This window comes from Pseudomonas putida W15Oct28, from assembly GCF_000708715.2.
GTDB classification, from domain to species: domain Bacteria; phylum Pseudomonadota; class Gammaproteobacteria; order Pseudomonadales; family Pseudomonadaceae; genus Aquipseudomonas; species Aquipseudomonas putida_R.
The window spans coordinates 59,191-86,059 of sequence record NZ_JENB01000005.1 but is presented as its reverse complement, the minus strand read 5'-3'; the positions used below and the strand labels follow the sequence as shown (position 1 = coordinate 86,059).

Below are 26,869 nucleotides of genomic sequence, written 5' to 3'. Positions count from 1 at the left end.
AAGGCCGCTCCTACAGGGATTGCGCAGCATTTGGGGTTTGAGTTAGCCGAACAGGCTGGCCTCGACGTCGAACCCGGCATCGCGCATCTGCGCCAGCTTGTAGCGCAAGGTGCGCGGGCTGATGCCCAGGCGTTCGGCCGCTTCTTTGCGCCGACCGCGCTCGGCGCGCAGGGTGTCGATGATCATCTGGTACTCATGGCGGCGCATGTCATCGCCCAGCCCGCTGGCCTCGGCTGACACTTCAGTTGATGGCTCGGTGCTAGCTGACAATGGAATGGCGCCTGCCAGACAGAAATCCGCCGCCTCGATCACCCCACCCTGCTGCAGGATCAGCGCCCGCTGCAGGGCGTTGTCCAGTTCACGCACGTTGCCCGGCCAGGCGTAAGCCTGCAGGCAGGCCCGCGCCTGCGGCGACAGGCGCACCGGGGCGTGCTTCATCTTGGCCACGTGGCGCGTCAGCAGGCGCTCGGCCAGCTGCAGGATGTCGCCCGGGCGCTCACGCAGCGGGCACCAGGCCAGGGGGAACACCGACAGGCGGTAATACAAGTCTTCACGGAAGCGCCCTGCTGCCACTTCGCCGGCCAAGTCACGGTTGGTGGTGGCCAGCACGCGGATATCAAGGCTGATGGGCTTGCGCCCGCCGACCCGCTCCACCTCGCGCTCCTGCAGCACGCGCAGCAACTTGGCCTGCAAGGCCATGGGCATTTCCGAGATTTCGTCGAGCAGCAGGGTGCCGCCTTCAGCCTGCTCGAACTTGCCAGCCTGGGCGGCGATAGCGCCTGTGAAGGCACCCTTCTCGTGGCCGAACAGGGTGGCCTCAAGCATATTGTCGGGGATGGCCGCGCAGTTGATCGCCACAAAGGGCTGCGCGGCCCGCGGCGACTGCTGGTGAATGTAGCGCGCCAGCACCTCCTTGCCGGTGCCGGATTCACCGGAAATAAGCACGGTCGAATCACTGCGCGCCACGCGCGCGGCCAGCTCCAGCAACTGCCGGCTGGCCGGCTCGCAGGCCACCGGGCCCTCGTCAGCAGACACCCGACCGGCCGCATGGCGCTCAACCAGGCTGAGCAGCGCCTTTGGCTCGAACGGTTTGACCAGATAGTCGGCAGCACCTTGGCGCATGGCTTCGACAGCTCGTTCAACGGCGGCGTGCGCCGTCATCAACAGTACCGGCAGCTGGGGTTGCTGGCGGCGCAACTGGCTCAACAACTGATGCCCGTCCATGCCAGGCATATTCACATCGCTGACCACCAGGCTGAAGGCATCATCCAGCACCGCCTCCAGCGCTTCTTCGGCACTGCCAACTGCCTGGTAGGCGAAACCGCCGATTTCCAGGGTATCGCCCAGCGCCTGGCGCAATACGCGGTCGTCCTCGACCAGCAGCACCTTGATTGCCATTACACCCCCTCCGCCAATTGCCCATCGATCAACGGCAGTTCTACCCGCACACAGGTGCCTCGGCCCACCTTCGAGCGCAGGCTGATAGCGCCCTGGTGCGCACGCACCACAGCCTTGACCACCGCCAGACCGAGGCCGGTGCCAGTGGCCTTGGTGGTGAGGAACGGCTCGCCCAGGCGTGCCAACAACTCGGCGGCAATGCCGCTGCCGGCGTCACTGACACACAGGTACAGGGTGAGCTCGCGACGGAACAGGTGCACCTTCAAGCGCGCCGGGCCGTCACTGGCCTGCAGGGCATTTTCGATCAGGTTGAGCAAGGCGCCGACCAACGTGTCGCGGTTGCACAACAGCTCCCCCAGGTGGCTGTCGCACTGCCAGCGCACGGTGTGCCCCTGCACGTGGGCCTGGGCCGCCTGCTGCAGGGCCTGGAACAAGGCTTTCGGGGTCACCCGATCACCCAGCGGCAGCTCGCCACGGGCGAACACCAGCATGTCGCGCACCTGATGCTCCAGTTCGTGCAGGCGCTCTTTCAGGGTACCGGCAAAGCGCTGACGGGTTTCTGCGCTCAGCTGTTGCTCGCTATCGGCCAGGTGGCTGGCGTAGAGCATGGCGGCCGACAGCGGCGTACGGATTTGGTGGGCCAGCGAGGCGACCATGCGCCCCAGCGACGACAGGCGCTCGTGGCGGGCCAGCTGGTCTTGCAGGCGACGGGTTTCAGTCAGGTCGTTGAGCAGCACCAGCTGGCCGGGCTCGGCATCCAGCGAGCGGGTGGCGATGGACAGCCGGCGGCCGTCGCGCAGCGAGATTTCATGGCCATCGTCCTTGCGCGGCGCAAAGCTGCGGGCGATCACCTGGCGCCACAATTCGCCGATCAGCGGCTCGCCAAGCAGTTCGCAGGCAGCCGGGTTGGCTTCACGTACAAGGCCATGGCCATCGATCACGATCACCCCGCCAGGCAGCAGGTCCAGCAGGTTCTGCAGGCGGTTGGCCAGGCGTTCCTTTTCGCTGAGTTCTTCGATGCGCTGGGCACTGACCACGGCCAACTCGCCCTTGAGCTCACTGACCCGGGCTTCGAGCAGGCTGTAGGACTGGCTCAGCTGGCTGGACACCTGGTTGAACAGGGCGAAGGCTTGCTCGATACCCTGGTGGCTGTCCTGCTCGACCGGGGTTTGCCCCTGCTGATTGGGGGCTCGGGTTAGGTGGGCGACCTGGGGCATCGTGCTCTCTCGCGTGGCTGACCGTCATAAAAACGGTGTGTTGCCAGCGGTGTAGCAATAGCCGTGCCGGAGATGGGGACTTACTGCATGCCTTGAGGATTATGGCGGTGCTTGCCTCGGCACTCTCTGCGCCTGTAAGACCGAGCGCCGCCCGCGCGGCGCTTCGCGGGGCAAGCCCACTCCCACATTTGTTGCAACGTGGCCATGCCTGTGAGAGTGGCGTTGTCAGCCTTGGTGCACTACTTGAGGCATGTGGGGCGGCAGCAGTGCCAACTCAGAAATTGAGCCAACGTTGCAACAAATGTGGGAGCGGGCTTGTCCCGCGAAGCGCCGCGCGGGCGGCGCTCGATTTCCGCCCAACCGCCAAACCCAAGGCGAACACCCCGCCCAACCATCAATCCTCAGCCTGGTCCTCGCCGCCCTGGCGGCTCATGCCGTACTTGCGCATCTTCTCGACCAGGGTGGTACGACGAATACGCAAACGTTCAGCCGCGCGCGCAACGATACCGTTGGCATCGTCCAGCGCCTGCTGGATCAGGCCCTGCTCTAGGCTACCGAGGTAGTCCTTCAGGTCCAGGCCTTCAGGTGGCAGCATCGCAGGGTTGCTGAAGTTTGGCGTGTGGCCGTTGATGGCCACGCGCTCTTCCAGGTCGCTGCGCAGGCTGTCGACCATCTGCTCGTCCTCGTCGTCGACGTAGCGGAATTTCTTCGGCAGCTCGGACACGCCGATCACCCCGTACGGGTGCATGATCGCCATACGCTCGACCAGGTTGGCCAGCTCGCGCACGTTGCCCGGCCAGCCGTGGCGACACAGCGACATGATCGAGGCCGAGTTGAAGCGGATGGAGCCGCGCTTCTCGTGCTCCATGCGCGAGATCAGCTCGTTCATCAGCAACGGGATGTCTTCCACCCGCTCACGCAGCGGCGCCATCTCGATGGGGAACACGTTCAGGCGGTAGTACAGGTCTTCGCGGAAGGTGCCGTCCTCGATCATGGTCTCGAGGTTCTTGTGCGTTGCGGCGATGATGCGCACGTCGATGCTCTGGGTCTTGTTGCTACCCACACGCTCGAAGGTACGCTCCTGCAGCACGCGCAGCAGCTTGACCTGCATCGGCAGCGGCATGTCGCCGATTTCGTCGAGGAACAGGGTACCGCCGTTGGCCAACTCGAAACGCCCGGCGCGGCTGGTGATGGCCCCGGTAAAGGCGCCCTTCTCGTGGCCGAACAGTTCGCTTTCCAGCAACTCGGCCGGGATCGCGCCACAGTTGACTGGCACGAACGGCGCTTCGCGGCGCTTGGAGTGGTAGTGCAGGTTGCGCGCCACCACTTCCTTGCCGGTGCCCGACTCACCCAGAATCAGCACGCTGGCGTCGGTATCGGCCACTTGCTGCATCATCTGCCGCACGTGCTGAATGGCACGGCTGGTGCCGACCAGGCTGCGGAACAGGTTGGGCTCGCGCTGGCGGCCGCGCTCGCGCGCCTGGTCGTACATCTCGCGATAGACCTGGGCGCGGTGCAGTGAATCCAGCAGCTGGCTGTAGCTGGGTGGCATTTCCAGGTTGGAAAGCACCCGGCGGCGAAGGTCTTCCGGGAACTCCGCAGAAGAAATTTCACCTAATAGCAGCACCGGAAGGAACTCATCCCACCCGGCCACTGTCTTAACGAGCCCAAGGAGATTGCCCGGAGCGTCTACGCTGCCGATGAGCACGCACAATATTTCACGGCTCGAAGACAACGACTCGACCGCTTGCTGCCAGTCATGGCTTGAGCAAGCGAGATTTTCTTCACCGAGGAAATTCAGCACCACCGCCAGATCGCGGCGGCGCGCGCTGTCGTCATCGATCAGCAGAATTTTGGTTTCACGCCACATGCAATAGCAACTTCCCTAGTCATATCGCCGCCCTGCAGGGGCATGCTCGACATCATTCCGACTGAATGGTCAGTGTTCGGACGTCTGAAATTCGAGAACAGCCACTAGTAAAGTCAAAAACTTAAAGGCAGTCAAATTAATGGCGCCGAAACGTTGCAATCGTGCCCAGCTTCAGCTGAACAGATGGTATACCTTTGTGGCGTGTTTCGCTTGGTTGATAGACGACATTTGCGTGACCAAGGATTGACGCTCATCACTTGCAACGTCGATCAGCTGACGATAAACCGCCATCAAGGCCTCTAGGTTGGCCCGTACAGCCGCTTCATCTTCTTGCGCTTCCTGCAGCACTTCATCCATCAACGCACGACAAGCCAGGTCCAGCTCACCGATGGCCGCCCAGTCGCGCGCTTGCAGGGCCTCGCTCAGGGCCTGACGGGTGTCTTCGATTTGCTGCAACGCGCTCATGGGAACTCCTTGGGTTATTGCTCGGCGGAGGCGATGGCATCCCAGCCGCTTTTGACGGTGATCATCAGCTGGGCGACTTCGTCGATCATGGCTGGGTCGCTGTGCAGGTTGGCTTGGGTCAGGCGACGCGCCATGTAGTCGTACAGGCTGTCGAGGCGATCCAGCTCGTCCGGGTTGTCGGTCTTTTCCTTGTCCAGCCCCTCACGCAGGCCGCCGATGATGTCGATGGCCTTGCCCAGCATCAGCCCCTTCTGCGCGACATCGCCGCGAGTAATGGCGCCCTTCGCCTGAGCCATGCGATCGAGCGAGCCCTCCATCAGCATTTGCACCAGGCGGTGCGGAGTGGCTTCGGAAATTTGGGCGTGGGAATTGACCTTCTGGTACTGGCGAAGGGCTCTCATCGGGTGCATGGGGGATCCTCAGTGAACGGGGCTGGACAGGGGCCGCATACCTATTGCATCGGCCTCAGCCCGGTTTTCTTTAACGTAATCAGTCGTCGCTGTTGGACTTGTTCAGGGCATTGAGCGTGGTCATCACGCTGTCGCTGGTGGCCTTGAGCTGAGCAACCATGGTGTCCATGGCGTTATATTTTTTGGTCAGCGTATCGGTAAGCGAAGTAATGCGGCGATCAAGCGCTGCCTGCGCCTCATCTAGCTCCTTGAGCTGGTTGGTCAAGTTTGTCTGGCGAGTTTCCAGTATCCCGCCAGTTTTTACATAATCTTCGGTAGTGTTTGTCAGCCGGGTCAGCAAGCCATCTTTACCGGTAAACAGCCCACTGATGTCAGCCCCGTAGGTCTTGACCGCCGCATCCCATTTTGTATCGTTTAATTCCAGCAGGCCGGTCTTCTGGACAGTATTGATACCCAGCTGCGACAGACTACTCAGCCCGGTACTCCCCACGCTACGAGTGATCTCGCTACGGATCGAGTTGACTAGCGAGCGCATGGTTGCGTCGCCGGTTAACGCTGCCGCCCCGGTAGCAGCGCCGTCAGCGCCCGTGGTGACCTTGGTCTGGGCGTTGACTGCTGTCATAAGCGCGTTATAGGCCGTGACAAAAGACTGTACGGAGGTCTTTAAGGTATCGTTGTTGCTGGCGATACCAAGGCTGGCCTTACCCTCTTTGACCAGCGTGATATCGACACCACTGACAGCCCCAGTGACAGTATTGGACGCTGACTCTAACTCCAGACCGTCCAGTGTGTATTTGGCATTTTGCGGCTTAGCGACCGTTGTGACACCGGTCGCCATGCTGGCGGTGCCACCAAGCGTCAACTCGGTACCCTCGCCCATCTTTGTAGACGAGAATATCAGCCGCGAACCTTTGGCATCTGTAACGATGTTGGCTGTAATGCCTTTGGACTGAAGTTGGCCGTTGATCGCATCGCGTGCCTGCTGCAGCGTTGCACCGTCGGCGATGGTCACGCTGTGAGTAGAGCTGCCCTGGCTGATAGTGAGGGTCTGGGGCTCGCCCGAATCGTTGACTACGGTAGAGGTCTTGTCATAGACCTGCGTCGATATCTTCGAAGCAGTTGCCAATTGGGTTACTTCAAGCGCGTAATTGCCCGACGAAGCCCCGTCGCCCAGCTTGATCTTTGCAATCGCCTCGTCGGAAGACGACGACGCCAAACCGGAGAAGCTTGATGCCGTATTCAGCTTGGCGATAGCCGCACGGAACGTGTCCAGCGCACTTTTGATGGTACCGATGGCCGACAGCGAAGTAGTGGCCGTGGTGGCTTGGGTATTGATCTGTTTCTGCTTGGGCGCCTTTTCGGCATTTGCTAGCGCCGCAACGATTTCGTCGATCTTAAGACCAGAACCCAGGCCGGTAATAGTTGAACTCGCCATCTTCACTCTCCATTTCGGTGACCGTCGAAAAACCGACGAAAACGCGCCCGTGCGGCTTTACAACAAAAGCCGTGCCAATCAGACCTGAATATCGAACAACAGGCTATTGGCATCCTTCAGGTTTTCCGCCAGTTTCAGCGCCACTTCCGAGGGCAGCTGGCGGATGACTTCGCCGCTTTGGCGGGCAATGACCTTAACCACCACCTGGCCGGTGGAGTCATCGATCGAAAAGTCGAGTTGTCGCTCTGAAGCCTTGACGAAGTCCTGGATGGCACTGATGGCGCTTTCCAGGTCTTGGCGGGCTGCAGGCTGGGATTCTTTATCGACCGGCTCATTGGTTGCCTGGTCGCTTGCTTGCCGCTTGCTCGTCGTAGTGTCGGGCGCAGCGGAGGCGGGATAGGACAGGCCCAGTTTCACGCTCATATCCATTTCTTACACCTCTTTTCTTGAAAAGACGAAAGGGTACGTCACCGTACCCTTCGTCAAACTACTCAGCTTTTGGTATTAGCCCAGCAGTTTCAGTACCGACGATGGCAGCTGGTTAGCCTGGGACAGGATCGCGGTGGAGGCCTGTTGCAGGGTTTGCTGCTTGGTCAGTTCGGCAGTTTCAGATGCGAAGTCAGCATCCTGAACACGGCTGCGGGCAGCAGTGGAGTTTTCGCCGATGCTCTGCAGGTTATCGACGGTGCTGTCGAAACGGTTTTGCACGGCACCCAGCTGAGAACGCTGGCTGTCTACCTGCTGGATTGCACCATCCAGAGCCTGGATGGCTTGCTGGGCGCTGGCGGCATCCAGGATGCTCAGGTCGTTGACCGAAGTATTCATAGTCACAGCGTTAGTAGTACCAGCGCTCAGACCCAGAGCGGCAAGGCCGGTGCCATTGCTACCATCTGCAATCACGATGTTTTGGTCAGCGAACAGGCCCAAGGTACCGTCGTCGTTCACAGAGGCAGTGACGCCGCTGCTCGAGCTGTTGATTGCTGCAGCGATTGCCGCCATGTCGTCGTCTTTCTTGAATTTGACTTCGACATTGTTGACGGTGATCGAGGTAGCCTCGGTCAGCTTGGCTTTGGTGTTACCGGAGGTCAGGCCCAAAGTGTCCAGCGCGCCAGCACTGTTGTTTTCCAGCTTGATGTCTTTGCCATCGGCCGAGGTCAGAATCAGACGACCATCAGCGCTGGCGCTAGCGGTCACACCAGTGGCCTTGGTACCAGCACCAGAGCCAACTGCACCAGCACCGTCATTGATCGAGGCAACGATAGAGCTCAGGGTATCGCCAGCCTTGAAGCTGAACCCCTGACCATTAACTTTGATGGAAGCATCGGAAGTCAGGCCAGTAGCGGTTTTAACAGCGACATCACCACCAGCAGTGGCGTAACCAAACGCGGTAGCTACAGCTGCACTAGTGGAACCGCCCAGGGTGAAGTCAGTTTTCGAGCTCAGGCTGAGAGAGCCAGTACCATCGCCGTTATCAGCAATTTTGGCAGTTACACCAGTCGACGAAGAGTACTGGTTAACTTTATTTACGACATCTTCAAGGGTATCAGTTGCTGCGAGACGAATTGCAGAACTGCCAATAACCAGGTCACCGGCTGCGCCGATTGCCTGAACACCCATTTGCACCGTGCCATCCGTATCAGCAGTACCAGCGATTGCGGTAGCACCGGCTGTCAGGCCAATTGCGGCCAGAGTACCGGTATCACCAGCGAGAGCCGCATCGGCACCGGTATTGTTGAGGCGAAGCACGCCGCCTTGATTCGATGCAGTGATGCCGGTAACACCTGCAGCATTGATTTTGGTAACAATGCTATCAAGATTATCGGTTGCAGCCAAATCAACATCAGTAGTGCCAATGGTAATTTTGCCAGCACCAGCAGCGCCCAACGTTTTCTCTTCAGCAACGAATTTCGCTGTACTTACGTTGTTCGCATTGGAAGTAATTACCCCAGCCTTGCCTGTTACAACAGCGCTCAGCTTGTTGGTACCAGCATCTACCGAAGCTTCGTTATAGGAGCCCTTCAGCTCACTAGCGCTAACGCTCTTCATGCCAAACGAGATAGTTTCGTTCGCATTCGCGCCAACCTGGAAGCTGGTGCTGGTGAAAGTACCGTCCAGCAGGTTACGACCACCGAAAGTAGTGGTGCTGGAAATACGGGTCAGTTCGCCCGACAGCGCGGTGAACTCTTGCTGCAGCGAGGTGCGGTCTTCATCGCTGTTCGAGCCGTTCGCCGATTGCAGAGCCAGTTCACGCATACGCTGCAGAATGTTGGTGGAAGCTTGCATCGCGCCTTCAGCGGTCTGGGCGATGGAGATACCGTCGTTGGCGTTTTTCACGGCAACGTTCAGGCCGCTGATCTGGCTGGTCAGACGGTTGGAAATTTGCAGGCCAGCGGCGTCGTCTTTGGCGCTGTTGATTTTCAGGCCAGAGGACAGGCGGGACATCGAGGTGCCCAGCGCGTCGGAAGCACGGTTCAGGTTCTTCTGAACGCCCAAGGAGGTGATGTTAGTGTTAACGGTCAAAGCCATGACGAATTCCTCGTTGAATGGATACAGCGGCTTCCGGCCCTGGCGACAGCCGGGTGTGGCCTAGAGAACCTTCGTAATGGTTATCGTCGGGTGCGCGGGTTGCTTGAGGGTTTTTTCGAAAAAAAAATGCTGGCATGGGGCCAGCCTCGGGAAATCAAGGGGTTAGGGGCGGATTATTGGCGTCAATAACCACTCCCTGGCATGCTGCACATCACCTGCCGCCACCCCACCTGTGGGAGCGGGCGCGCCCGCGAACACCGGCAAAGCCGGTGCCATCCACCGAGCCGCCTTCTTCGCGGGCATGCCCACTCCCACAGAAGCTGCGCCAGGCCACAGAATTTTTCAGGCATGAAAAAAGCGCCAGGCGGTGGCCGCCGGGCGCTTTTGGGGACTGCTGGGGGATCAGTCGCGGTACAGGATGGCCGAGCCCCACGACAGGCCCACGCCAAAGCCGCTGATCGCCACACGCTTCCAGCTGCCGTCGAGCATGTGCTTCTGCAGCAGCAGCGGCACGCTGGAGGACACGGTATTGCCGGTTTCCAGCATGTCCTTGACGAACTTTTCCGGGTGCTGCTCTTCGAAGCGACGGGCCACGGCGTCGACAATCGCCGCACTGCCCTGGTGGATGCAGAAGGCGTCGATATCCGACGAGGTCAGGCCGCTGGCATCCAGCAGCTCATGCAGGTGCGCCGGCACCTTGACCAGGGCGAAGTTGAACACCTGGCGGCCGTTCATGAAGAACTTGCCGTCAGTGACTTTCAGGTGCTCGGCACCGGAGCCGTCCGTGCCAAAACGCGCCTGGCCCAGGTTCCAGACCGCGTCTTCACCCATCCAGGTGGCTGTGGCGGCGTCGCCGAACAGCATGGTGGTGTTGCGGTCTTCCGGGTCGACGATCTTCGAATACGGGTCGGCCGTGATCAGCAGGCCGTTTTTCAGCCCTGCAGCTTCCATGAAGCCTTTGATCGCGTACAGGCCATACACATAGCCGGAGCAGCCCAGCGACACGTCAAACGCCGCCACGCGGGTAGACAGGCCAAGCTTGCTCTGGACGATGGCTGCGGTGTGCGGCAGGCCTTCTTCATCACCGTTCTGGGTGACCACGATCAGCGCATCGATCGACTGCGGATCGAGGTCTGGGTTGCTGGCGAACAGCGCCCGGGCGGCTTCTACGCACAGGTCGGAAGTTTCTTGCTCTTCGGCCTTGCGCGGCAGGAACGACGCGCCGATCTTGCCGAACATGAACTCTTCGTCCTTGCCGAACTTCGCACCCTGGACGTAGTTGTCCAGGCCAGCGGTAGGCACGTAACTCGCAATGCTTTTGATGCCAATCATTCTGGCTTCCCAATGAAAACAGCCAAAGACCACCACTCGATGAATTGAGGGCGCCAAATACCGGGGCGCGTCACTGCCAGAGGTTGAAGGCAGGGCTCACCTGCGCACCGGTAACAAAATGCTGCAACAGCTGCTGCATAGAATACAGGGAAGATGATCGTTTTGACTCATTGGTCACATTGAAATGCTACGAAAGCCGTGGCGAGGGTGTGAGGACTGGGGAATTCTGGGAATGACCAAGCGGGCACAAATCCCTGTAGGAGCGGCCTTGTGCCGCGAAAGGGCCGTAAAGCGGCCCCGGCGATCTCAGCGTTAATGCACAATGCCAGTGCTGCTTTCGCAGCGCTTTCGCGGCACAAGACCGCTCTCTAGAGCAAAACATAACTCATTGAGTTAGCTGGCACTCTGTGGGAGCGGGCTTGTCCCGCGAACACCGGCAAAGCCGGTACCATGCACCGCGTAGCCCCATTCGCGGGACAAGCCCGCTCCCACAATGACCACCGTTCTTTGCGTGACAGAGCCGGATCAGATCTTGTCGAACAGGCTCAGCTGCGAAATACGCGCAAACGCCAGCTGCGAGGCTTCGAGCATGGCCTGCTGCAGGGTCAGCTGAATGGTCGCCGAGGCCATGTCGGTATCGCCAATAGCACTTTGCGTGCTTTTGTTGGCCAACCCCAGGCTTTCGTTTTCCTGCGCCTGAATATCCAGCGAGTTGCCACGCGCACCGATCGAGCCACGGGTAATGTCGATGCGATCTCGAGCGCTGGCCAGGTTGGAAATCGCCGAGTCAGTAGCAGCCTTCAACGCTGCCTGCGCCTCAGGCGTGTCCAACGGCTTTTCCAAGGCGCTGCGCAGTTGCCCCAGGGTGTCCAGCACGTTTTGCGTGCGGTGGGTATTGGCATTCACCGAGAACTGGTCACCCTCGCCCGGCGCGCTGTCGAACTGGAAGGTCACGCCCGCGACCGTGACCGCATTGCCCGCCCCTACCGTGCCCGTCGCAATCGCCTTGCTGTCGGCGGTGTACGGCTGTGCATAAAATGCGTACTCGGTGTCGCTGGTGAAGCGGATCACGGCACCGTTGTCAGGGAAGGTGCCGCGGTACGCTTCAGCATCGGAAATGCTGGCACCGATCACCTGTGCTGTCGAAGGGTTACCGGCGCTGCGGGTTGCCGTGAGCGTGTCCGGCTTGCCTTGCAGGGTGAATACATGGCCCGCCACCACCGCGTTGGCATCGTCACCTTCGGCGAGGTTCAGGTTGACCTCGAAATCAACACCACGCAGCGAGATCATCTTGCCGCCTTCGGTGTTGACGTCAAACTTGCCCTTACCGGCGGTTTCGCTGGTGATGTCATTGCCAGCGGCATCCTTTACGCTGTACTCCGTGGCACTGGTGAAGGTGACGGTGTACGGCTGGCCAGCTGCGAACTGATTGCTGTAGGTGTTGGCCGACGTCAACAAGCCATCAGACAACAGTACCTTGCCGTCATTTGGCGTCGGCGCCTGCAAGTTCGACTGGGTGCGACTGTTGTTGGTGGCCTGGTCGAAAATACTGAAGCCGGTGTCGTTGGTGGCCAGGCGCAGGGTGTCGGACACCTGCAGGCTCAACTGGGTCTGGTCACCTTGGTAGCTGTAGGTACCGTCAGCATTGCGCACATAGGGCGGCGTCGACGACTTGGAGCCACCGAACATGTAGTCGCCATTGGCATCGCGCGAGTTCAGCAAGCCGAACACGTTGGCTTCGATTTCCTTGATCTCACTGGCAATCGAGGTGCGGTCGGCATCGCTCAGGCCACCGTTGCCGGCCTGGATTGCCAGCTCGCTGGCGCGCTGCAGGGCGTCGTTGACGGTGGAAAGCACACTCTCTTCCTGCAGCAACGCATTCTTGACGGTGGTCATGTTGCCGCTGTACTGGTCCAGCAAGGCACTTTGTTGCTGCAACAGCAGCAGCCGCGCAGCACCGACCGGGTCATCCCCGGCAGACTGGATACGCGACTTGGAGGTCACCTGTTCGGTGGTCTTGGCCAGGTCCGAGTAGTTCTTGGAGTAACTGTTGGCGCTGGTCTCATAGAACTGAGCAGTTGAAATTCGCACGGTCAGCCCCTCCTTACAATGCGTTGATCAGGGTCGAAAAGGTTTCTTGCGCCGCCTTGATGATCTGCGACGATGCTGTGTAGTAGTGCTGGAATTTCACCAGGCTGGCCGCTTCATCATCAAGGTTGACACCCGACACCGCGCTGCGGCTTTCAGTGGCGGACTTGAGCACTGCCTGGGTTGCCGTGGTATCGATGGTGGCCTGACTGGCCTTGGCCCCTACCCGCTCGACCAACGCAGCATAGGACGAGGTGAAGCTGGTGCCGGTGCCGGAGTTGGTGCCCACCGTCGACTTGGTTTGCAGGTCAAGCAGGGCATTGGCGTTGCGGTTGTCGGCCTTGCCGTCGGCATTGAACGACAGGGTGAAGCTGTCGTTGGTTGCCGGGCTGCCGCCAATGGTTGTCTCGACCGCAAAGGTGCGCGGGTTGCCGCTACCATCGAGAATCGGGTTGCCACTGGCATCGCGCATCGGGACGGCGATGGACAGCTTGTTATCCTGCCCAGGCACAACACTGCCAGTACCGATCTGCGTGCCCTTGGAATCGTACAATTTGTAGCCTTGGGAACCACCACTGGCGGCGTCGAACACGACGCGTACCGGCATGGAGTCGCTGATTGCCTTCTGTACCAGCGCGGTATCGGCACCACCGTAGATATCCAGCGTTTCGCCCAGCGTAGGCTGGGTGATGGTGCCGGTACCGCTGTTGCCACTGCCTGCCGCGGCACTGATCGGCCCGGCGAAGGCCAGCTTGTTGGCATCGGTCAGGGTGGTGGTGATGCTGCCGGCAGCCGCCCGGGTGGGGATTACCTTGAAGCTGTCGCCTGCTGCCAGGCCACCGCCTTTCAGCGACAGGCTGAAGCCGTCGATCACCGGCGCCGGGTCGGCACTGAGGTCGAAGCTGCCCATGTCGGTGCCGTCGGAGCGGCGCACGCTGTACTGGTTGGCGCTGGTGAACTTCACCTCGTAGTCGTAGGTGGTCAGCGCACCGCTGTTGGCGATGGTCACGTCCAGGTTGCCGGAGCCGGTGCTGTTGTTCGACGAGGCCAGGCTGCGCTGGGCAATGGCAGTGGCGCTGTTGATGCTGGAGAACAGCGAGCTGCCGAACTGGCCATTGGCATCCAGCCCCTGCCCCAGCTGGCTGTTGATGCTGTCCGACACCACCAGGGCGACACGGCCCAGCTCGTTCATGGACGGCATCAGCACGTCCTGGCGGTAACGCACCAGGCCGCCGATCGCACCACCAGTCACCACCGAGGTCACGTCGGAGCTGAACGACTCGTAGTTGATGCGCAGGCTGGCCTGGCTCTTGTCGGCAGCACCTGGCTGCACCGACAAGGTGTTGGCCTTGTTGCCGGTAACCAGCGACTGGCCGCTGCCCAGGTACACGTCGTAGTTGCCGTCACGTTCCTGCACGGTCACGCCAACCAGCTCGTTGAGCTGGCGCACTGCTTCGCTGCGCGCATCCAGCAGGCTGTTGGGCGTGTTGCCGGTGCCCGAGGCCGCCGCGATCTGCTTGTTGTACTCGGCAATGTTGGCGGTGAGCTTGTTGACCTGGCCAGCCATGGTGTCGAGCTGGGAGTTGATCGTTTCGTTCTGCTGGTTCAGCTGAGTGCTCACCGCGTTGAAACGGTTGCTCAGGGTTTGCGCCTGGGTCAGCAACAGCTGCCGGGAGGCAACGTCACCGGGCTTGGCGGCCGCGGTCTGCAGGGCCGAGAAGAACGCAGTAAGGACCGAGCTGATGCCGGTATCGCGGTCGGCCAGCAGCTTGTCGATGCTGGTGATCTGGTCCTGGAAGGCAACCGAGTCCGCCTGCAGCGAGGTCGCGGTCTGCAACTGGTTGTCCAGGTAGGAGCTGTAGATGCGACGCACGTCCGCCAGCGTGGTACCGGTACCCAGGAACCCCGCGCCGATGTTGTGCGAAGCCCCCGCCGCCTGAATCGTCTGTTGGCGCGAATAGCCACTGGTCGCGGCGTTGGCGATGTTGTTACTGGTTACCGACAAGGCCGCCTGGCTGGCACTCAGGCCACTCAGGCCGATCGAAATCAGGCTCGACATGATTTAGTCCTTTTATAGATTCGTGGTTCTGCCAGCCATGGCGTATTGCGGGGTTGACTGCATTTGCTGGGCGATACTGATGATCTTCTTCGCATAGCCCGGGTCGGTCGCATAACCTGCCTTTTGCAGCTCTCTTGCAAACTGCTCAGGGTTATCGGCCGAGTCCAACGCATCTTGATAGCGAGAATTGCCCTGCAGCAGGTTCACCAGGTCGTGGAAGCTGTCCTGGTACGAGTCATAGCTGCGGAACGCTGCGGTTTCCTTGACGAACTGGCCATCGCGGAACTCGCTGGTGATCGCCCGCGCCTGCTCACCCTGCCAGTTGCCGGTGGCTTTGATGCCGAACAGGTTGTGGCTGCTGCTGCCATCGGTATTGCGCATCACCGATTTGCCCCAGCCGGTTTCCAGTGCGGCCTGGGCCACCAGATAGCGCGGGTCGATACCAATGCGCTTGGCCGCTTGCTCGGCCATCGGCAGCATGGTGGCGACGAATTCGTCACTGCCGGCAAAGGCCTTGTTCGGCGCCAGCGGCGGCTGGGCCACGGCGCGGCCGACAATGCGCAGGCCGTTGTCCGGCACGGCGAAGGCCTTGGCCACTTGCTGGCCGTCACGGGCAGGCACGGCGGCGTTATTGGCCGTGGCGGCCGATGGCACGATGCCGGCCAGCAGGCGGTCGGTAAGCTTGCTCGGCAAGGCCAGGCGCCGCGAGTTGAGCGCGGCGACGTCGTTGCGGGTGGCGGCCGAGTCGGTGGCATGCACCGGCTCCGCCACCTTGTTGCCCCACAGCGCCGGGCCACTGCCGTCGGCACGCGGGAACGGGCTGGTGTTGATCGACGCACTGCGGCCCTTGGTCAGCTGGCGCACCAGCACATCCTGCAGACCGATACCGCCACCTTCGCGGGACATGCTCACGGCCAGCTGCTGGTCGTACATGTCGCGGTACTGTTTGACCGTTTCGGTGTTCATCGGGTTGTCATCGGCCAGCACGTCGCTGGCCTTGCGCGAGGCCTTGAGCATTTCGCTGATGAACAGCGACTCGAACTCCTGGGCCACCTTGCGCACGTTGGCTTCGCTGTCGCGGTCACCGTGCTTGAGCGCACTTAGGCGATTGAGGTCGGTATAGGCGCCGCTGTCGGCACTGCCGGAAACCTGGCTTTTGATATTCATCCGCGCCGTCCTCAGATCACGATCAGGTCGGCCTGCAAGGCGCCGGCCTGTTTCAGGGCTTCAAGGATGGCCATAAGGTCGCCGGGCGCTGCGCCCACCTGGTTCACCGCGCGGACGATCTCATCCAGGGTGGTACCCGGGCCGAACTTGAACATCGGCTTGGCTTCCTGCTCGGCATTCACCCGCGAACGTGGCACCACGGCCGTCTGGCCATTGGAGAAGGCCCCCGGCTGGCTGACGATCGGGTCTTCGGTAATGGTCACGGTCAGGCTGCCGTGGGTCACTGCCGCTGGCGACACCTTGACGTTCTGGCCGATGACGATAGTGCCGGTACGCGAGTTGATGATGACCTTGGCCACGGCCTGGCCCGGGTCGATCTCGAGGTTTTCGAGGATCGACAGGTAATCCACGCGCTGGCTGGGGTCCATCGGCGCACTGACCCGTACCGAACCACCGTCCACGGCCTGGGCCACGCCTGGGCCAAGCAGCTCGTTGACCTTGTCGACGACGCGCTTGGCAGTGGTGAAGTCAGGGCGATTGAGGTTCAGGGTCAAGGTATTGCCCTGATTGAAGCCGCTGGGTACGGACCGCTCGACACTGGCACCGCCCGGAATGCGACCGGCCGACGGAACGTTGACGGTGATCTTCGAGCCGTCACGGCCTTCGGCGTCGAAGCCACCCACCACCAGGTTGCCCTGGGCAATGGCGTAGACGTTGCCGTCGATACCCTTGAGCGGGGTCATCAGCAGGCTGCCGCCACGCAGGCTCTTGGAGTTACCGATCGACGACACGGTAATGTCCACCACCTGGCCGGGCTTGGCGAACGCCGGCAGGTCGGCATGCACCGACACCGCCGCGACGTTCTTCAGCTGCACGTTGCCGGAGCCGGCCGGCACCTTGATGCCGAACTGCGACAGCATGTTGTTGAAGGTTTGCAGGGTGAACGGCGTCTGGGTGGTCTGGTCACCCGTGCCGTTCAGCCCCACCACCAGGCCGTAACCGATCAACTGGTTGGAACGCACGCCAGAAATGCTGGCGATGTCCTTCAGGCGCTCGGCCTGCGCACCGAAGGCGCAGGACAGGAGCAGGGTTGCGGCAATCAGCTGCCTCACGTTGAACATGGTCATCCGTACTCAGAAAGGCCAAAGCGGGCTGATGAAGAAGCGGTCCAGCCACCCGGGCTGGCTGGCATCGGCGAACGAGCCGGTACCGGAATAAGTGATGCGCGCGTCGGCCACACGGGTGGACGGCACGGTGTTGTCGGTGGCGATGTCGTCGGCGCGGATCATGCCGGCAATGCGCACCAGTTCTTCGCCGGTGTTCAGGGTCAGCCACTTCTCGCCGCGCACGGCGATGATGCCGTTGGGCAGCACTTCAGCCACGGTCACGGTAATCGAACCGGTCAGGGTGTTGCCCTGGGTAGCCTTGCTGTCGCCCTTGGTGGCGCGTTCGCCGTTGTAGCCAGCCTCCAGCGACAGGTCGCCGCCGCCGAACGGGTTGTTGGTGTTCGGTGTGCTGCCGAACAGCGAGGTCAGGCCGATGTCGGCCTTGCTGTTCTTCTGGATCTGCGAACCTGCGTTCTTGCTGGCCGAGGTTTTCTCGTTGAGGGTGATGGTGATGATGTCACCCACCCGGAACGCCTTGCGGTCGCTGTACAGGTTCTGCTCGAAACCAGCCTGGTAGATGGAACCGTTGTTGGCCGCTGCCGGCAACGGGGTGCGCGGCAGTACCGGCGCGTAGTACGGGTCGTTGGGCTTGGGCGTCGGGCCGACGCAACCTGCCAGCAACACCGCCCCCCCCAGGGCGAACACGGACAACAGACGATTCATGGTGCATACCTCACGGGTGTAACGAAGCGACAGGGCTTAGAGCTGCTGGGTCACGAACGACAGCATCTGGTCGGCGGTGGAGATGACCTTGGAGTTCATCTCGTAGGCGCGCTGGGTGGTGATCATGTTCACCAGTTCTTCCACGGTGCTGACGTTGGAGTTTTCCAGGGTCTGCTGCTGGGTGGTGCCGAAACCGTTCAGGCCCGGGGTGCCGACTTGCGGCGCGCCACTGGCGGCGGTTTCCAGGAACAGGTTGTCGCCGATGGCCTGCAGACCGGCCGGGTTGATGAAGTCGGCGGTCTGGATGTTGCCGATCACCTGCGCCGCCGGGTTGCCGGCCGTGGTGATCGACACGGTGCCGTCCTGGCCGACGGTGAAGGTTTGTGCGTCGTTCGGCACGACAACGGCAGGCTCGAGGGCGTAGCCGTTGGCGGTGACGATCTGGCCGTCGGAGTTCAGGTGGAAGGTGCCGTCACGGGTGTACGACACCGTGCCGTCCGGCTGCAAAATCTGGAAGAAACCACGGCCGTTGACGGCCATGTCCAGCGGGTTTTCGGTGGTTTGCAGGCTGCCGGCGACGAAGCTCTTCTGGGTGCCGACAATGCGCACACCGGTACCGACCTGCAGGCCCGAAGGCAGCTCGCTGTCCTGGGTGGACTGGGCGCCGGGCTGGCGGCGGATCTGGTACAGCAGGTCCGCAAACTCGGCACGGTCACGCTTGAAGCCGGTGGTGGAGACGTTGGCCAGGTTGTTGGAAATGACCGTCAGGTTGGTGTCCTGGGCGGACAGGCCGGTTTTAGCGACCCAAAGAGCCGGAAGCATGTAGTTCTCCTCGTGCGCCTGTTTTACGGCACCCGTTCAAAAGTGATTAGCCGATTTGCAAAACCCGAGCCATGGCTTCGTCGCCTTCCTTGGCCGTGTTCATCATCTTGACGTGCAGTTCGAACTGGCGGGACAGCGCCAGCACCGAGGTCATTTCCTCGACAGCGTTGACGTTGCTGCCTTCCAGGAAGCCCGACACCACCCGCACGTTGACGTCGGCATCCGCCGGCTGGCCAGAAGCGGTATGGATCAGGCCATCCAGGCCTTTTTCCATGCCCTTGATGTCCGGGTTGACCAACTTGATGCGGTCGACCTCGGCCATCACCCGCGGGTCTTCACCCATGGAGCGAATGCTGATGGTGCCGTCGGCGCCGACCTCAACCTTCTGCTCCGGCGGGATGGCAATAGGGCCACCGTTGCCGATCACCGGCATGCCGTTGCCGGCACGCAGCACGCCGAGGGCGTCGATGTTCAGGCTGCCGGTACGCACGTAGGCTTCGCTGCCGTCCGGTGCCTGCACGGCAATGAAGCCCTTGCCGGTCACGGCAACATCCAGGTCACGACCGGTCTCGACCAACGGGCCTTCGCTGAAGTCGGTGGCCGGGCGTTCGGTCATGGCAAAGGCGCGCGCCGGAAAGCTGTCGCCGAACACCGGCATCGAACGGGCCTGTTCCAGGTCGCGCTGAAAACCGTTGGTGGAAATGTTCGCCAGGTTGTTGGCGTGGGCCTTTTGCGCCAGCGCGTTCTGGCTGGCGCCGGTCATGGCCACATAAAGCAACTTGTCCACAGTATCTCCTCTGCGCGTCGCTGCCGCGCTGTCACTGGGCAGGTGAGAAGCAATAATCGAACCAAGTCCGAAACCGCCTGTTTACGGGGGTTTCAGCGCGGCAAGGGGCAACAAACGTCAGTTTGTCGGCGGATGTTTGCCGCCTGCGGCAAGGGCTTGCTCAGAAGGTGCGGCAAGCGGCGTTGTTGTAGGGGCCGGAATGGCGCACCCAACCCTCGCCTGGGTTGCTGGCCGAGCACAGGTAACGGCCGGTGGCCAGGCTTTGCCATTGGTAGAACGGGGCGGGAGCGGCCGAGAGCGGCAGGGCAGTGGCCAGGAGGGCTGTGAGCAGTAGCCGTTTCATGGAGCGGAAACCTTCGAGAATTTGGGGCCGCCTTGCGGCCCATCGCGACGCAAGGCCGCTCCTACAGGGAAACGCGATCCCCTGTAGGAGCGGCCTTGCGTCGCGATGGGCTGCAAAGCAGCCCCAATTACAGACAACACCACACTAACAAGCGACCATCAGGTCATCTGAATGATGGTCTGCATGATGGTGCTTTCGGTGGAAATGGTCTTGGCGTTCGCCTGGTAGTTGCTCTGCGCCTTGATCAGGTTGACCAGTTCGCCGGTCAGGTCGACGTTGGAGTCTTCCAGCGCACCGCCGGTAATCTGGCCCAGGGTACCGGTGTCCGGTGCGCCGATCACCGGCACGCCGGAGCCGTAGGACTCTTTCCAGTTGGTGCCGCCAATCGGGGTCAGGCCCTGCAGGTTGGCAAAGTTGGCGATAGCCACCTGGCCGATCACCTTGTCCTGACCGTTGGTGAAGTTGGCGAACATGTTGCCGCTTTCGTCGATGGTCAGGCCCGACAACTCACCGGTGGCAAAGCCGTCCTGACTCTTCGCGGTAGTGGCGGAGGCTGCGTTGTACTGGGTAGTGCCCAGCATGTCCAGGTTCACCCCGGAGGTGCTGGCGGTAGCGCCGTTGGCGCCCCATACACCGGCGGCGTTCTTTTGTGCCGGGATCCAGTTGCTGAGGGTGAAGGTCTTGTTGGCGGCGATGGTCATGCCGCCGGTTACCGGACCTGCCGTCATCGAGGCGGTGTCCAGGGTGCCGTCAGACTTGAACGGCAGTTTGTTGGCCAGCGGCGTGGTCGAAGTCGGGTCGGCCGGGTTGCGCCCGTCGATGGTGGTGTACATGGTCCAGGAGTTGCTGGTGGCGTCCTTGACGAAGTACTGGTTCAGCTGGTGCGCGTTGCCCTGGCTGTCGTACACGTCAGTATTGAACGTGTAGTTGTAGGTACCCGTGGTGGCCGGGTCGAACGGTGTCTGGGTTGGCGCGGTCGCGGTGGAGTTGAGGTTGACGTTCTCGGAAATGCGCCCGGTCGGGTTCGGCGTCAGGTTCGAGGTGTCGATCTGCAGGTTGGTCAGCACACCCTGGACGATCTTGCCGTTGGCATCCACTGCATAACCTTGCAGGTTGGAGCCCGACGAGTTGACCACGTAGCCGTCCTTGTCGCTGTAGAAGGCACCGGCACGGGTGTAGATCTTCGAGCCGTTGTCGTTCATCACGAAGAAGCCGTTGCCATCGATGGCCATGTCCAGCGCCTGGCCGGTGCCATTGATGTTGCCCGGGGTGAACATCTGCGACACGGCGGCAGTCTTCACGCCAGTGCCCACCACGTTCTTGCCGGCACTGGTGCCGCGAATGGAGTTGGAGTACTGGTCGGCGAACTCGGCGCGCGACGACTTGAAGCCGGTGGTGGCGACGTTGGCAATGTTGTTGCCGGTAACGTTCAGGGCCTTGTTCGCTGCATAGAGGCCGCTAAGGCCGATATTGAAAGACATGTGTAACTCCTGTCGTTTTGCTCAGGCCCTAGATGCCGATGCTTTGGATTTTGGAAAGCGCAACACTGCCCAGACCAGCCAGGTTGAGTGTCATCTCCGAACCGTTGGTGCCCATGGTCACACTGGTGACCGAGGCCGGCAGGTTGGTGGTCATGGCCGTGGCCTTGCCGTCGATCGAAGCAGTGGCCTTGAAGGTGTAGGTCCCCGCTGCCGCTGCTTCGCCGTCGTCGTTCAGGCCATTCCAGGTAAAGTCGATCTTGCCGGCTTTCTGAGTACCCAGGTCGATGGTGCGCACCAGCTTGTCGTCCTTGTCGTAGATGCCCACCGAGGTGGCGGTGCTCGACGACGTCAGGTTGACGGTGCCTTTCATGTCCTTGCTGGTGTCGACCACGGCCTTGTCGGTCTGGACAATCACATTGCGCCCGACCAGCGACGAAGCCTGCAGCGCCTGGGAGGACTGCAGCCCTGCCGCGATGTAGGTCACCGAGTCATTCAGCGACTGCATGCTCTCAAGGCTGCTGAACTGCGCCAGCTGCGCCACGAACTCGCCGTTTTCCTGCGGATCGAGCGGGTTCTGGTTCTTCATCTGGGTAACCAGCAACTGCAGGAAAGCATCTTTGCCCAGCGCGCTGCCGGCAGCGCCGGTGCTGCTGTCGGTCTTCGACGTCTGCTTCTGCAGGGATGTCAGGTACGCGCTGCTGACGTCAGAGGTGGAATTGGTAGTGGTCATGTCGGCTTCCTATCACTGCCCCAGGGTCAGGACTTTCTGCATCATGCTCTTGGCCGTGTTCATCAGCTCGGCGTTGGTCTGGAACGCACGGCTGGCGGAGATCATGTCAGCCATCTCCTCCACCACATTGACGTTCGGGTAGTAGACGTAGCCGTCCTTGTTCGCCGCCGGGTGGTTTGGCTCGTAGCGTGCTTCCAGGGTGCTCTGGTCTTCGACGATGCCTTTGACCTGCACGCCCTGCCCTGCTTCGCCCTGGTCTTCGAACAGCGACTGGCTGCTGCCGGCCTGCGCATCCTGGAAGGTGGTGGCGAACACCGGGTGGCGAGCGCGGTACGTCTGGTCGATGCTCGAGGAGACGGTCTCGGCGTTGGCAATGTTGGAAGCCACGGTGTTCAGGCGCGTGTTCTGCGCGCTCATGCCGCTACCGGCAATGTTGAAGACGCTGGAAAGGGACATGGTCATTCTCCCCGCAGGGCCGATACCAGCCCTTTGAATTTACTGTTGAGCAAGGTGAAGCTGGCCTGGAAGCCAATGGCGTTTTCGGTGTAGTTCGATTGCTCGATCTGCGCGTCCACGGTGTTCTGGTCGATCGATGGCTGCAACGGCGTGCGGTACTTGAGGGTATCGTCCGCCGCAATGGCGAGGCCTTCGGCTTCGATGTGACGGCTATTGGTGCGGTCCATGGCGAAGCGGCCGCTCTGCTGCTTGTCGCTTTCGGCGGCGAGCACAGAGGCAAAGTCCATGTCACGCGCCTTGTAATTGGGCGTGTCGGCGTTGGCGATGTTGTTGGCCAGCACTTCGGCGCGTTGGGCGCGGAAGCCCATGGCCTTTTCGTGGATACCAAGCGCCTTGTCGAAGCTGATGCTCATGTCGGGGAAACCTTCAGAGGTTGACCGGAATTTCGTTGAGCAAGGTATAGCAAGGGCTGTGCCAACCGATGCAACGCCCGCAAATACGGGCCCGCGAGGCGCAGTGCTGTCAGGGTGATGCCAGAAAAGCGGCAAAGGCCTTCCGCCTTGGGCGGCGAAAGCGGCAATTGCCGGGCGGCAAAAGCGGCAAACCAAAAAATTGACGTCAGTGTTTTTCCTGTGCGGGCCTCTTCGCGGGCTTGCCCGCTCCCACAGGAATGTGTACACAATCCAAAGCAGCAATGTACCTGTGGGAGCGGGCGCGCCCGCGAAGAGGCCGGAGCAGGCAAACAAAAGGCCGGCAACTTTCGCTGCCGGCCTTTGTGTTTACTTGGCCTGGTAGATAATCCCCGGGCTGCACTGGACCATCTGGTAATGGTCCGGCAACCCGTTCAGCGCCTCCGAGGCACCCAGGAACAGGTAGCCACCCGGCTTCAGTGTGCTGTGAATGCGCAGCAGGATGTCGCGCTTCACCTGTGCCGAGAAGTAGATCAGCACGTTGCGGCAGAACACGATGTCGAACTTGCCCAGGCTGGCATAGCTGTCGAGCAGGTTGAACGAGCGGAACTCGACGCGGCTGCGAATCGCCGGCTTGACCGCCCAGCGCCCCGCCCCCTTGGGGTCGAAGTAGCGTTGCAGGCGTTCCTGGGACAGGCCGCGGGCGATGGCCAGGCTGTCGTACTCACCGGTCTTGCAGTTGGTGAGCATGGTGCCGGACAGGTCGGTGGCAACGATCTGCGCACCCATCTTCAATTGGCCAAGGTTGCTGCGCTCGAATTCGTCGATGGCCATCGAGATAGAGTATGGCTCCTGGCCCGACGAACAAGCCGCCGACCACATGCGCAGGCGCTGGCCGGGGTTGTTGCGGATGAACTCGGGGATCACCTTGTTCTTCAGCACTTCGAACGGGTAGGTATCGCGAAACCACAGGGTCTCGTTGGTGGTCATGGCATCGACCACCTGCTCGCGCAAACCACTGCGCGGCTGGGCCTGGATGCGCTGCACCAGCTCGCCCAGGCTCTTGATGCCCTGTTGTTCCATCAGCTTGTTGAGACGGCTGGAAACCAGGTACTGCTTATTTTCGCCCAGCAGGATGCCACAGGCTTTCTCCAGGAATACCCGGAACTGTTCGAAATCCAAATTACCCGTAGACACTACTGCCGCCTCTTTTCAATCACTGGTGCCGGGGGCGTGCCCCGGCTGCTTCAATGCGCTGCTTTGATCCGGTCGACCACCCGCTGGGCCAGGTCGTCCGGCTTGAACTTGGCCAGGAAGTCATCGGCGCCGACCTTCTTGACCATTGCCTGGTTGAACACCCCGGAAAGCGAAGTATGCAGGCAGATGTGCAATTTTTGCATGCGCGGGTCGCTGCGGATCTCTGCCGTTAGCGTATAGCCGTCCATTTCCGGCATTTCAATGTCCGAGATCATCATAAGGAACTCTTCTTCCGGCTTTTTGCCCTCATCCACCAGCTGGCGCAGGTAGTTCAGGGCCTGACGGCCATCATTGAGTGCCACGACTTCCACCCCCACGGTCTGCAGGCAGCGGCTGACCTGTTTGCGCGCCACCGACGAATCATCGACGGTCAGCACCCGCATCAGCACGGCCTTGTCCTGCACCTCGGCATCGATTACCCCGGCCGACACCGTCTCTGACGACGGCGACACTTCGGCCAGAACCTTCTCCACGTCGATGATCTCGACCATGCGGTTGTCCACCCGGGTGACCGCGGTCAGGTAGTGGTCACGGCCGGTGCCCTTGGGTGGCGGATGGATCTCTTCCCAGTTCATGTTGACGATGCGCTCCACCGAATGCACCAGGAAGCCCTGGGTCTTGGTGTTGTACTCGGTGATGATCACGAAGCTGTTGCGTGTTTCTTCCTGCAGCGGCCGCAACCCGGTGGCCATCGACAAGTCGAGGATCGGGATGGTCGCCCCGCGAATGTTGGCAACGCCACGCACCACCGGGTGCGCCTTGGGCAGCAGGGTCAGCGCAGGGCATTGCAGCACTTCCCTGACCTTGAACACGTTGATGCCATAAAGCTGTGCGCCATTGAGGCGGAACAGCAGCAATTCCAGGCGATTCTGCCCCACCAGCTGCGTGCGCTGGTTGACCGAATCCATAACACCCGCCATGCCAGACTCCTTAATCTTTCAGCCTTTCGTTGCAACTCAGGTTACGAGTCGGCACGGGCTTTGCTTTTTTGAGCGTCATGCACACGAAAACGACATTTTTCCGACGATTGACGCGCCTGCTGACTGGCTCGCTGGCAACGCTGTGCCTGCTGGCGCCCGGCGTTCGCACGGTAGCGGACGCGTTCACCTTGCCTGAACAGCTTATCGGTGTCACCCAAGGGTTTCTTGAATTCACCGTCGAAGATTACCTGGCCACCACCCAGACCCCCGGCCGCTATGAAATCCAGGTCAACCCGCTGGACCCACGCTTGCGCATGCCGCTTTGCAGCCAGCCGCTGGACGCCTCGCTGGAAAGTCCCGCCCTGCCTCTGGGCCGGGTAACGGTACGGGTACGCTGTGACAGTGCGGCGCCGTGGACGGTGTTTGTCCCGGCCACGGTGCGGCTGTTCCGCGACGTGGTGGTGGTCACCCGCCCGCTCAAGCGCGACAACACGGTGGGCGAAGGCGACGTGGCCCTGCGCGAGCGCGATGTCGGCACCCTTGGCCAGGGTTTTCTGACCGAACTGGACCAGGCGGTGGGCATGAAGATGCTGCGCCCCACGGTGATCGACCAGGTGCTCACCCCGCAGCATCTTGAGCAGGCCGAGGTGGTGCGCAAGGGCGATCAGGTGGTGATCATCGCCCGCAGCGGCAGCCTGAGCGTGCGCATGCCCGGCGAGGCCCTGAGCAAGGGCGGCCTGAGCGAGCAGATTCGGGTACGCAACCTGAATTCCAAACGGGTGGTCAAGGCCAGGGTGACTGGCCCGGGCCAGGTCGAGGTGAGTATGTAGCCAGCCACAGATTGCGCTGGCAGTGAGGAACCGCATTTCCTAAACTGTGTCAGAGAACGGGTTCGCGAGCTTGCTGACAGGCGGCTATGCATTTGTGCCTAAAGTTTCTTTCGGGTTGGCCGAAAACAAGGCAAGCGTCCAAATACCCAGAGGTTCCTGATCATGGTCATCGACTTCAGTCGTTTGAATAACTCTCCGTCCGTCACGGGCGGCGTGCGCGGCAACACCGCGTCCGGCAGCGCCGAAAAACCGGCAGCTAGCCAGGAAGCGGCCACCAGCGCCAGCGCCAGCGGAGAAGCGGTACACCTCAGCCAAGAGGCACAGCAGTTGCAGAAGATCAGCGACAAGCTGCGCGACGAACCCGTGGTCAACAGTGCCCGTGTGGCCCAGTTGAAACAGGCAATCGCCGACGGCAGCTATCAGGTCGATGCCGGCAAGATCGCCAGCAAACTGCTCGATTTCGAAGCCCAGCGCTGACCGTTCGGCGCGCTGACTTCACGGACGCTAGAAAAGCCAAGAGTTAGCCATGCACGACACCACCTTGCTGCAACTGATCGAAGATGACATTGCCCCGATGCAGGAACTGCTCGACCTTCTGAATAAAGAAGCGATCGCCCTGCATGGCCGCGACATGCCGCTGCTGGAACAGATCCTGGCGCGCAAACAGTCGCTGATCATCTTGCTCGAGCAGCATGGCCAGCGCCGCAGCCAGTTGCTCGGCAGCCTGGGCCTGAGTGCCGATCGTACTGGCGTGCAAGCAGTAGCCGCCCAATCGCCCCATGGCGAGGCGATGCTGCAGCGGCTCGACATGCTGTCGAAACTGATGGACGACTGCCAGCAGGTCAACCAGACCAACGGCCGGATCATCCAGGTTCAGCAACACGCCACCAATAACCAGATCAGAATCCTCATGGGCGGCGACTCGCCGTCGCTCTACGACAGCCGCGGCAGCACCGCGCCGCTGGCCAAGCCACGGGCCCTCAGCCAAGTGTGATTTTTCTATCAAGGCACGGAACATACTGGCAAAATGCCGTTAC

Annotated in this window: 26 protein-coding genes; 3 read left to right on the top strand and 23 right to left on the bottom strand. The window is 61.3% G+C overall.

Annotated features, from left to right (window positions below):
• Positions 1-42: 42 nt before the first annotated feature.
• The 23 genes from AK81_RS04755 to AK81_RS04645 form a co-directional block, all read right to left on the bottom strand.
• Entirely contained in the window at positions 43-1,398 is a 1,356-nt protein-coding gene (locus AK81_RS04755; RefSeq protein ID WP_043197126.1) for a sigma-54-dependent transcriptional regulator, read from the bottom strand.
• Complete coding sequence (locus tag AK81_RS04750) at positions 1,398-2,615, bottom strand: sensor histidine kinase (protein WP_043197124.1); 1,218 nt, start codon at positions 2,613-2,615, stop codon at positions 1,398-1,400. The genes AK81_RS04755 and AK81_RS04750 overlap by 1 nt, the downstream gene beginning before the upstream one ends.
• Before the next feature lie 394 nt (positions 2,616-3,009).
• Entirely contained in the window at positions 3,010-4,485 is a 1,476-nt protein-coding gene (gene fleQ, locus AK81_RS04745; protein ID WP_016498533.1) for a transcriptional regulator FleQ, read from the bottom strand.
• A 171-nt stretch (positions 4,486-4,656) separates the two neighbouring features.
• Positions 4,657-4,950, bottom strand: coding sequence for a hypothetical protein (locus AK81_RS04740; protein ID WP_043197122.1), 294 nt, complete (start codon positions 4,948-4,950; stop codon positions 4,657-4,659).
• A 14-nt stretch (positions 4,951-4,964) separates the two neighbouring features.
• A complete protein-coding gene (fliS, locus tag AK81_RS04735; RefSeq protein ID WP_043197120.1) occupies positions 4,965-5,360 on the bottom strand; it encodes a flagellar export chaperone FliS in 396 nt (131 codons plus the stop codon).
• A gap of 79 nt (positions 5,361-5,439) precedes the next feature.
• Positions 5,440-6,795, bottom strand: a complete 1,356-nt coding sequence (gene fliD, locus AK81_RS04730; protein WP_043197119.1) for a flagellar filament capping protein FliD — start codon at positions 6,793-6,795, stop codon at positions 5,440-5,442.
• Between the two features lie 78 nt (positions 6,796-6,873).
• Positions 6,874-7,224: a flagellar protein FlaG gene (locus AK81_RS04725; protein WP_043197116.1), complete on the bottom strand. Its 351-nt coding sequence runs from the start codon at positions 7,222-7,224 to the stop codon at positions 6,874-6,876.
• A gap of 75 nt (positions 7,225-7,299) precedes the next feature.
• A complete protein-coding gene (locus AK81_RS30605; protein WP_043197114.1) occupies positions 7,300-9,321 on the bottom strand; it encodes a flagellin hook IN motif-containing protein in 2,022 nt (673 codons plus the stop codon).
• A gap of 402 nt (positions 9,322-9,723) precedes the next feature.
• Entirely contained in the window at positions 9,724-10,653 is a 930-nt protein-coding gene (locus tag AK81_RS04715; RefSeq protein WP_043197112.1) for a ketoacyl-ACP synthase III, read from the bottom strand.
• A 525-nt stretch (positions 10,654-11,178) separates the two neighbouring features.
• Positions 11,179-12,744 carry a flagellar hook-associated protein 3 gene (locus tag AK81_RS04710; RefSeq protein WP_043197111.1) on the bottom strand — a complete coding sequence of 522 codons (1,566 nt, stop codon included), beginning with the start codon at positions 12,742-12,744 and terminating at the stop codon, positions 11,179-11,181.
• Positions 12,745-12,757: 13 nt separating this feature from the next.
• Positions 12,758-14,800 (bottom strand): flagellar hook-associated protein FlgK, encoded by a 2,043-nt coding sequence (gene flgK, locus AK81_RS04705; RefSeq protein WP_043197109.1) that lies wholly within the window; start codon positions 14,798-14,800, stop codon positions 12,758-12,760.
• A 12-nt stretch (positions 14,801-14,812) separates the two neighbouring features.
• Positions 14,813-15,967 (bottom strand): flagellar assembly peptidoglycan hydrolase FlgJ, encoded by a 1,155-nt coding sequence (gene flgJ, locus AK81_RS04700; protein WP_043197108.1) that lies wholly within the window; start codon positions 15,965-15,967, stop codon positions 14,813-14,815.
• An 11-nt stretch (positions 15,968-15,978) separates the two neighbouring features.
• Positions 15,979-17,088 (bottom strand): flagellar basal body P-ring protein FlgI, encoded by a 1,110-nt coding sequence (locus AK81_RS04695; protein ID WP_043197277.1) that lies wholly within the window; start codon positions 17,086-17,088, stop codon positions 15,979-15,981.
• Between the two features lie 12 nt (positions 17,089-17,100).
• A complete protein-coding gene (gene flgH / locus AK81_RS04690) occupies positions 17,101-17,796 on the bottom strand; it encodes a flagellar basal body L-ring protein FlgH (protein WP_016488460.1) in 696 nt (231 codons plus the stop codon).
• A gap of 36 nt (positions 17,797-17,832) precedes the next feature.
• Positions 17,833-18,618, bottom strand: a complete 786-nt coding sequence (flgG, locus tag AK81_RS04685; RefSeq protein ID WP_016498523.1) for a flagellar basal-body rod protein FlgG — start codon at positions 18,616-18,618, stop codon at positions 17,833-17,835.
• Between the two features lie 46 nt (positions 18,619-18,664).
• Entirely contained in the window at positions 18,665-19,405 is a 741-nt protein-coding gene (locus AK81_RS04680) for a flagellar basal body rod protein FlgF (RefSeq protein WP_043197106.1), read from the bottom strand.
• Positions 19,406-19,565: 160 nt separating this feature from the next.
• The gene (locus AK81_RS04675) at positions 19,566-19,748 is read right to left on the bottom strand and encodes a hypothetical protein (protein ID WP_043197104.1); all 183 of its coding nucleotides are present in this window, start codon (positions 19,746-19,748) and stop codon (positions 19,566-19,568) included.
• A gap of 158 nt (positions 19,749-19,906) precedes the next feature.
• The gene (gene flgE, locus AK81_RS04670) at positions 19,907-21,229 is read right to left on the bottom strand and encodes a flagellar hook protein FlgE (RefSeq protein WP_043197101.1); all 1,323 of its coding nucleotides are present in this window, start codon (positions 21,227-21,229) and stop codon (positions 19,907-19,909) included.
• Between the two features lie 28 nt (positions 21,230-21,257).
• Positions 21,258-21,959, bottom strand: a complete 702-nt coding sequence (flgD, locus tag AK81_RS04665; RefSeq protein WP_043197098.1) for a flagellar hook assembly protein FlgD — start codon at positions 21,957-21,959, stop codon at positions 21,258-21,260.
• Positions 21,960-21,971: 12 nt separating this feature from the next.
• The gene (gene flgC / locus AK81_RS04660) at positions 21,972-22,415 is read right to left on the bottom strand and encodes a flagellar basal body rod protein FlgC (protein WP_024087485.1); all 444 of its coding nucleotides are present in this window, start codon (positions 22,413-22,415) and stop codon (positions 21,972-21,974) included.
• A 2-nt stretch (positions 22,416-22,417) separates the two neighbouring features.
• The gene (flgB, locus tag AK81_RS04655) at positions 22,418-22,828 is read right to left on the bottom strand and encodes a flagellar basal body rod protein FlgB (protein ID WP_016498517.1); all 411 of its coding nucleotides are present in this window, start codon (positions 22,826-22,828) and stop codon (positions 22,418-22,420) included.
• 366 nt (positions 22,829-23,194) lie between these two features.
• Entirely contained in the window at positions 23,195-24,022 is an 828-nt protein-coding gene (gene cheR, locus AK81_RS04650; RefSeq protein ID WP_016498516.1) for a protein-glutamate O-methyltransferase CheR, read from the bottom strand.
• Positions 24,023-24,072: 50 nt separating this feature from the next.
• Positions 24,073-25,002: a chemotaxis protein CheV gene (locus AK81_RS04645; protein ID WP_043197093.1), complete on the bottom strand. Its 930-nt coding sequence runs from the start codon at positions 25,000-25,002 to the stop codon at positions 24,073-24,075.
• Positions 25,003-25,079: 77 nt separating this feature from the next.
• Here AK81_RS04645 and flgA point away from each other — a divergent pair, with 77 nt between their 5' ends.
• From flgA to AK81_RS04630, 3 genes are all read left to right on the top strand, one after another.
• On the top strand, positions 25,080-25,832 hold the full coding sequence (gene flgA / locus AK81_RS04640) for a flagellar basal body P-ring formation chaperone FlgA (protein ID WP_043197091.1): 753 nt from the start codon (positions 25,080-25,082) through the stop codon (positions 25,830-25,832).
• 162 nt (positions 25,833-25,994) lie between these two features.
• Complete coding sequence (flgM, locus tag AK81_RS04635) at positions 25,995-26,309, top strand: flagellar biosynthesis anti-sigma factor FlgM (protein ID WP_043197089.1); 315 nt, start codon at positions 25,995-25,997, stop codon at positions 26,307-26,309.
• Between the two features lie 49 nt (positions 26,310-26,358).
• A complete protein-coding gene (locus AK81_RS04630) occupies positions 26,359-26,826 on the top strand; it encodes a flagella synthesis protein FlgN (RefSeq protein WP_043197087.1) in 468 nt (155 codons plus the stop codon).
• Positions 26,827-26,869 lie beyond the last annotated feature (43 nt).

Excerpts from the sequence above, each read along its gene's own strand:
- AK81_RS04645 (WP_043197093.1), bottom strand. The coding sequence starts at position 25,002 with ATGGCGGGTGTTATGGATTCGGTCAACCAGCGCACGCAGCTGGTGGGG.
- AK81_RS04740 (WP_043197122.1), bottom strand. The coding sequence starts at position 4,950 with ATGAGCGCGTTGCAGCAAATCGAAGACACCCGTCAGGCCCTGAGCGAG.
- AK81_RS04755 (WP_043197126.1), bottom strand. The coding sequence starts at position 1,398 with ATGGCAATCAAGGTGCTGCTGGTCGAGGACGACCGCGTATTGCGCCAG.
- AK81_RS04630 (WP_043197087.1), top strand. The coding sequence starts at position 26,359 with ATGCACGACACCACCTTGCTGCAACTGATCGAAGATGACATTGCCCCG.
- flgA (WP_043197091.1), top strand. The coding sequence starts at position 25,080 with ATGCACACGAAAACGACATTTTTCCGACGATTGACGCGCCTGCTGACT.
- flgJ (WP_043197108.1), bottom strand. The coding sequence starts at position 15,967 with ATGAATATCAAAAGCCAGGTTTCCGGCAGTGCCGACAGCGGCGCCTAT.
- AK81_RS04725 (WP_043197116.1), bottom strand. The coding sequence starts at position 7,224 with ATGGATATGAGCGTGAAACTGGGCCTGTCCTATCCCGCCTCCGCTGCG.
- flgB (WP_016498517.1), bottom strand. The coding sequence starts at position 22,828 with ATGAGCATCAGCTTCGACAAGGCGCTTGGTATCCACGAAAAGGCCATG.
- flgD (WP_043197098.1), bottom strand. The coding sequence starts at position 21,959 with ATGACCACTACCAATTCCACCTCTGACGTCAGCAGCGCGTACCTGACA.
- AK81_RS04750 (WP_043197124.1), bottom strand. The coding sequence starts at position 2,615 with ATGCCCCAGGTCGCCCACCTAACCCGAGCCCCCAATCAGCAGGGGCAA.
- fleQ (WP_016498533.1), bottom strand. The coding sequence starts at position 4,485 with ATGTGGCGTGAAACCAAAATTCTGCTGATCGATGACGACAGCGCGCGC.
- flgK (WP_043197109.1), bottom strand. The coding sequence starts at position 14,800 with ATGTCGAGCCTGATTTCGATCGGCCTGAGTGGCCTGAGTGCCAGCCAG.
- AK81_RS04715 (WP_043197112.1), bottom strand. The coding sequence starts at position 10,653 with ATGATTGGCATCAAAAGCATTGCGAGTTACGTGCCTACCGCTGGCCTG.
- AK81_RS04695 (WP_043197277.1), bottom strand. The coding sequence starts at position 17,088 with ATGTTCAACGTGAGGCAGCTGATTGCCGCAACCCTGCTCCTGTCCTGC.
- flgH (WP_016488460.1), bottom strand. The coding sequence starts at position 17,796 with ATGAATCGTCTGTTGTCCGTGTTCGCCCTGGGGGGGGCGGTGTTGCTG.
- fliS (WP_043197120.1), bottom strand. The coding sequence starts at position 5,360 with ATGCACCCGATGAGAGCCCTTCGCCAGTACCAGAAGGTCAATTCCCAC.
- fliD (WP_043197119.1), bottom strand. The coding sequence starts at position 6,795 with ATGGCGAGTTCAACTATTACCGGCCTGGGTTCTGGTCTTAAGATCGAC.
- AK81_RS04675 (WP_043197104.1), bottom strand. The coding sequence starts at position 19,748 with ATGAAACGGCTACTGCTCACAGCCCTCCTGGCCACTGCCCTGCCGCTC.
- flgC (WP_024087485.1), bottom strand. The coding sequence starts at position 22,415 with ATGTCCCTTTCCAGCGTCTTCAACATTGCCGGTAGCGGCATGAGCGCG.
- AK81_RS30605 (WP_043197114.1), bottom strand. The coding sequence starts at position 9,321 with ATGGCTTTGACCGTTAACACTAACATCACCTCCTTGGGCGTTCAGAAG.
- flgE (WP_043197101.1), bottom strand. The coding sequence starts at position 21,229 with ATGTCTTTCAATATCGGCCTTAGCGGCCTCTATGCAGCGAACAAGGCC.
- flgG (WP_016498523.1), bottom strand. The coding sequence starts at position 18,618 with ATGCTTCCGGCTCTTTGGGTCGCTAAAACCGGCCTGTCCGCCCAGGAC.
- flgM (WP_043197089.1), top strand. The coding sequence starts at position 25,995 with ATGGTCATCGACTTCAGTCGTTTGAATAACTCTCCGTCCGTCACGGGC.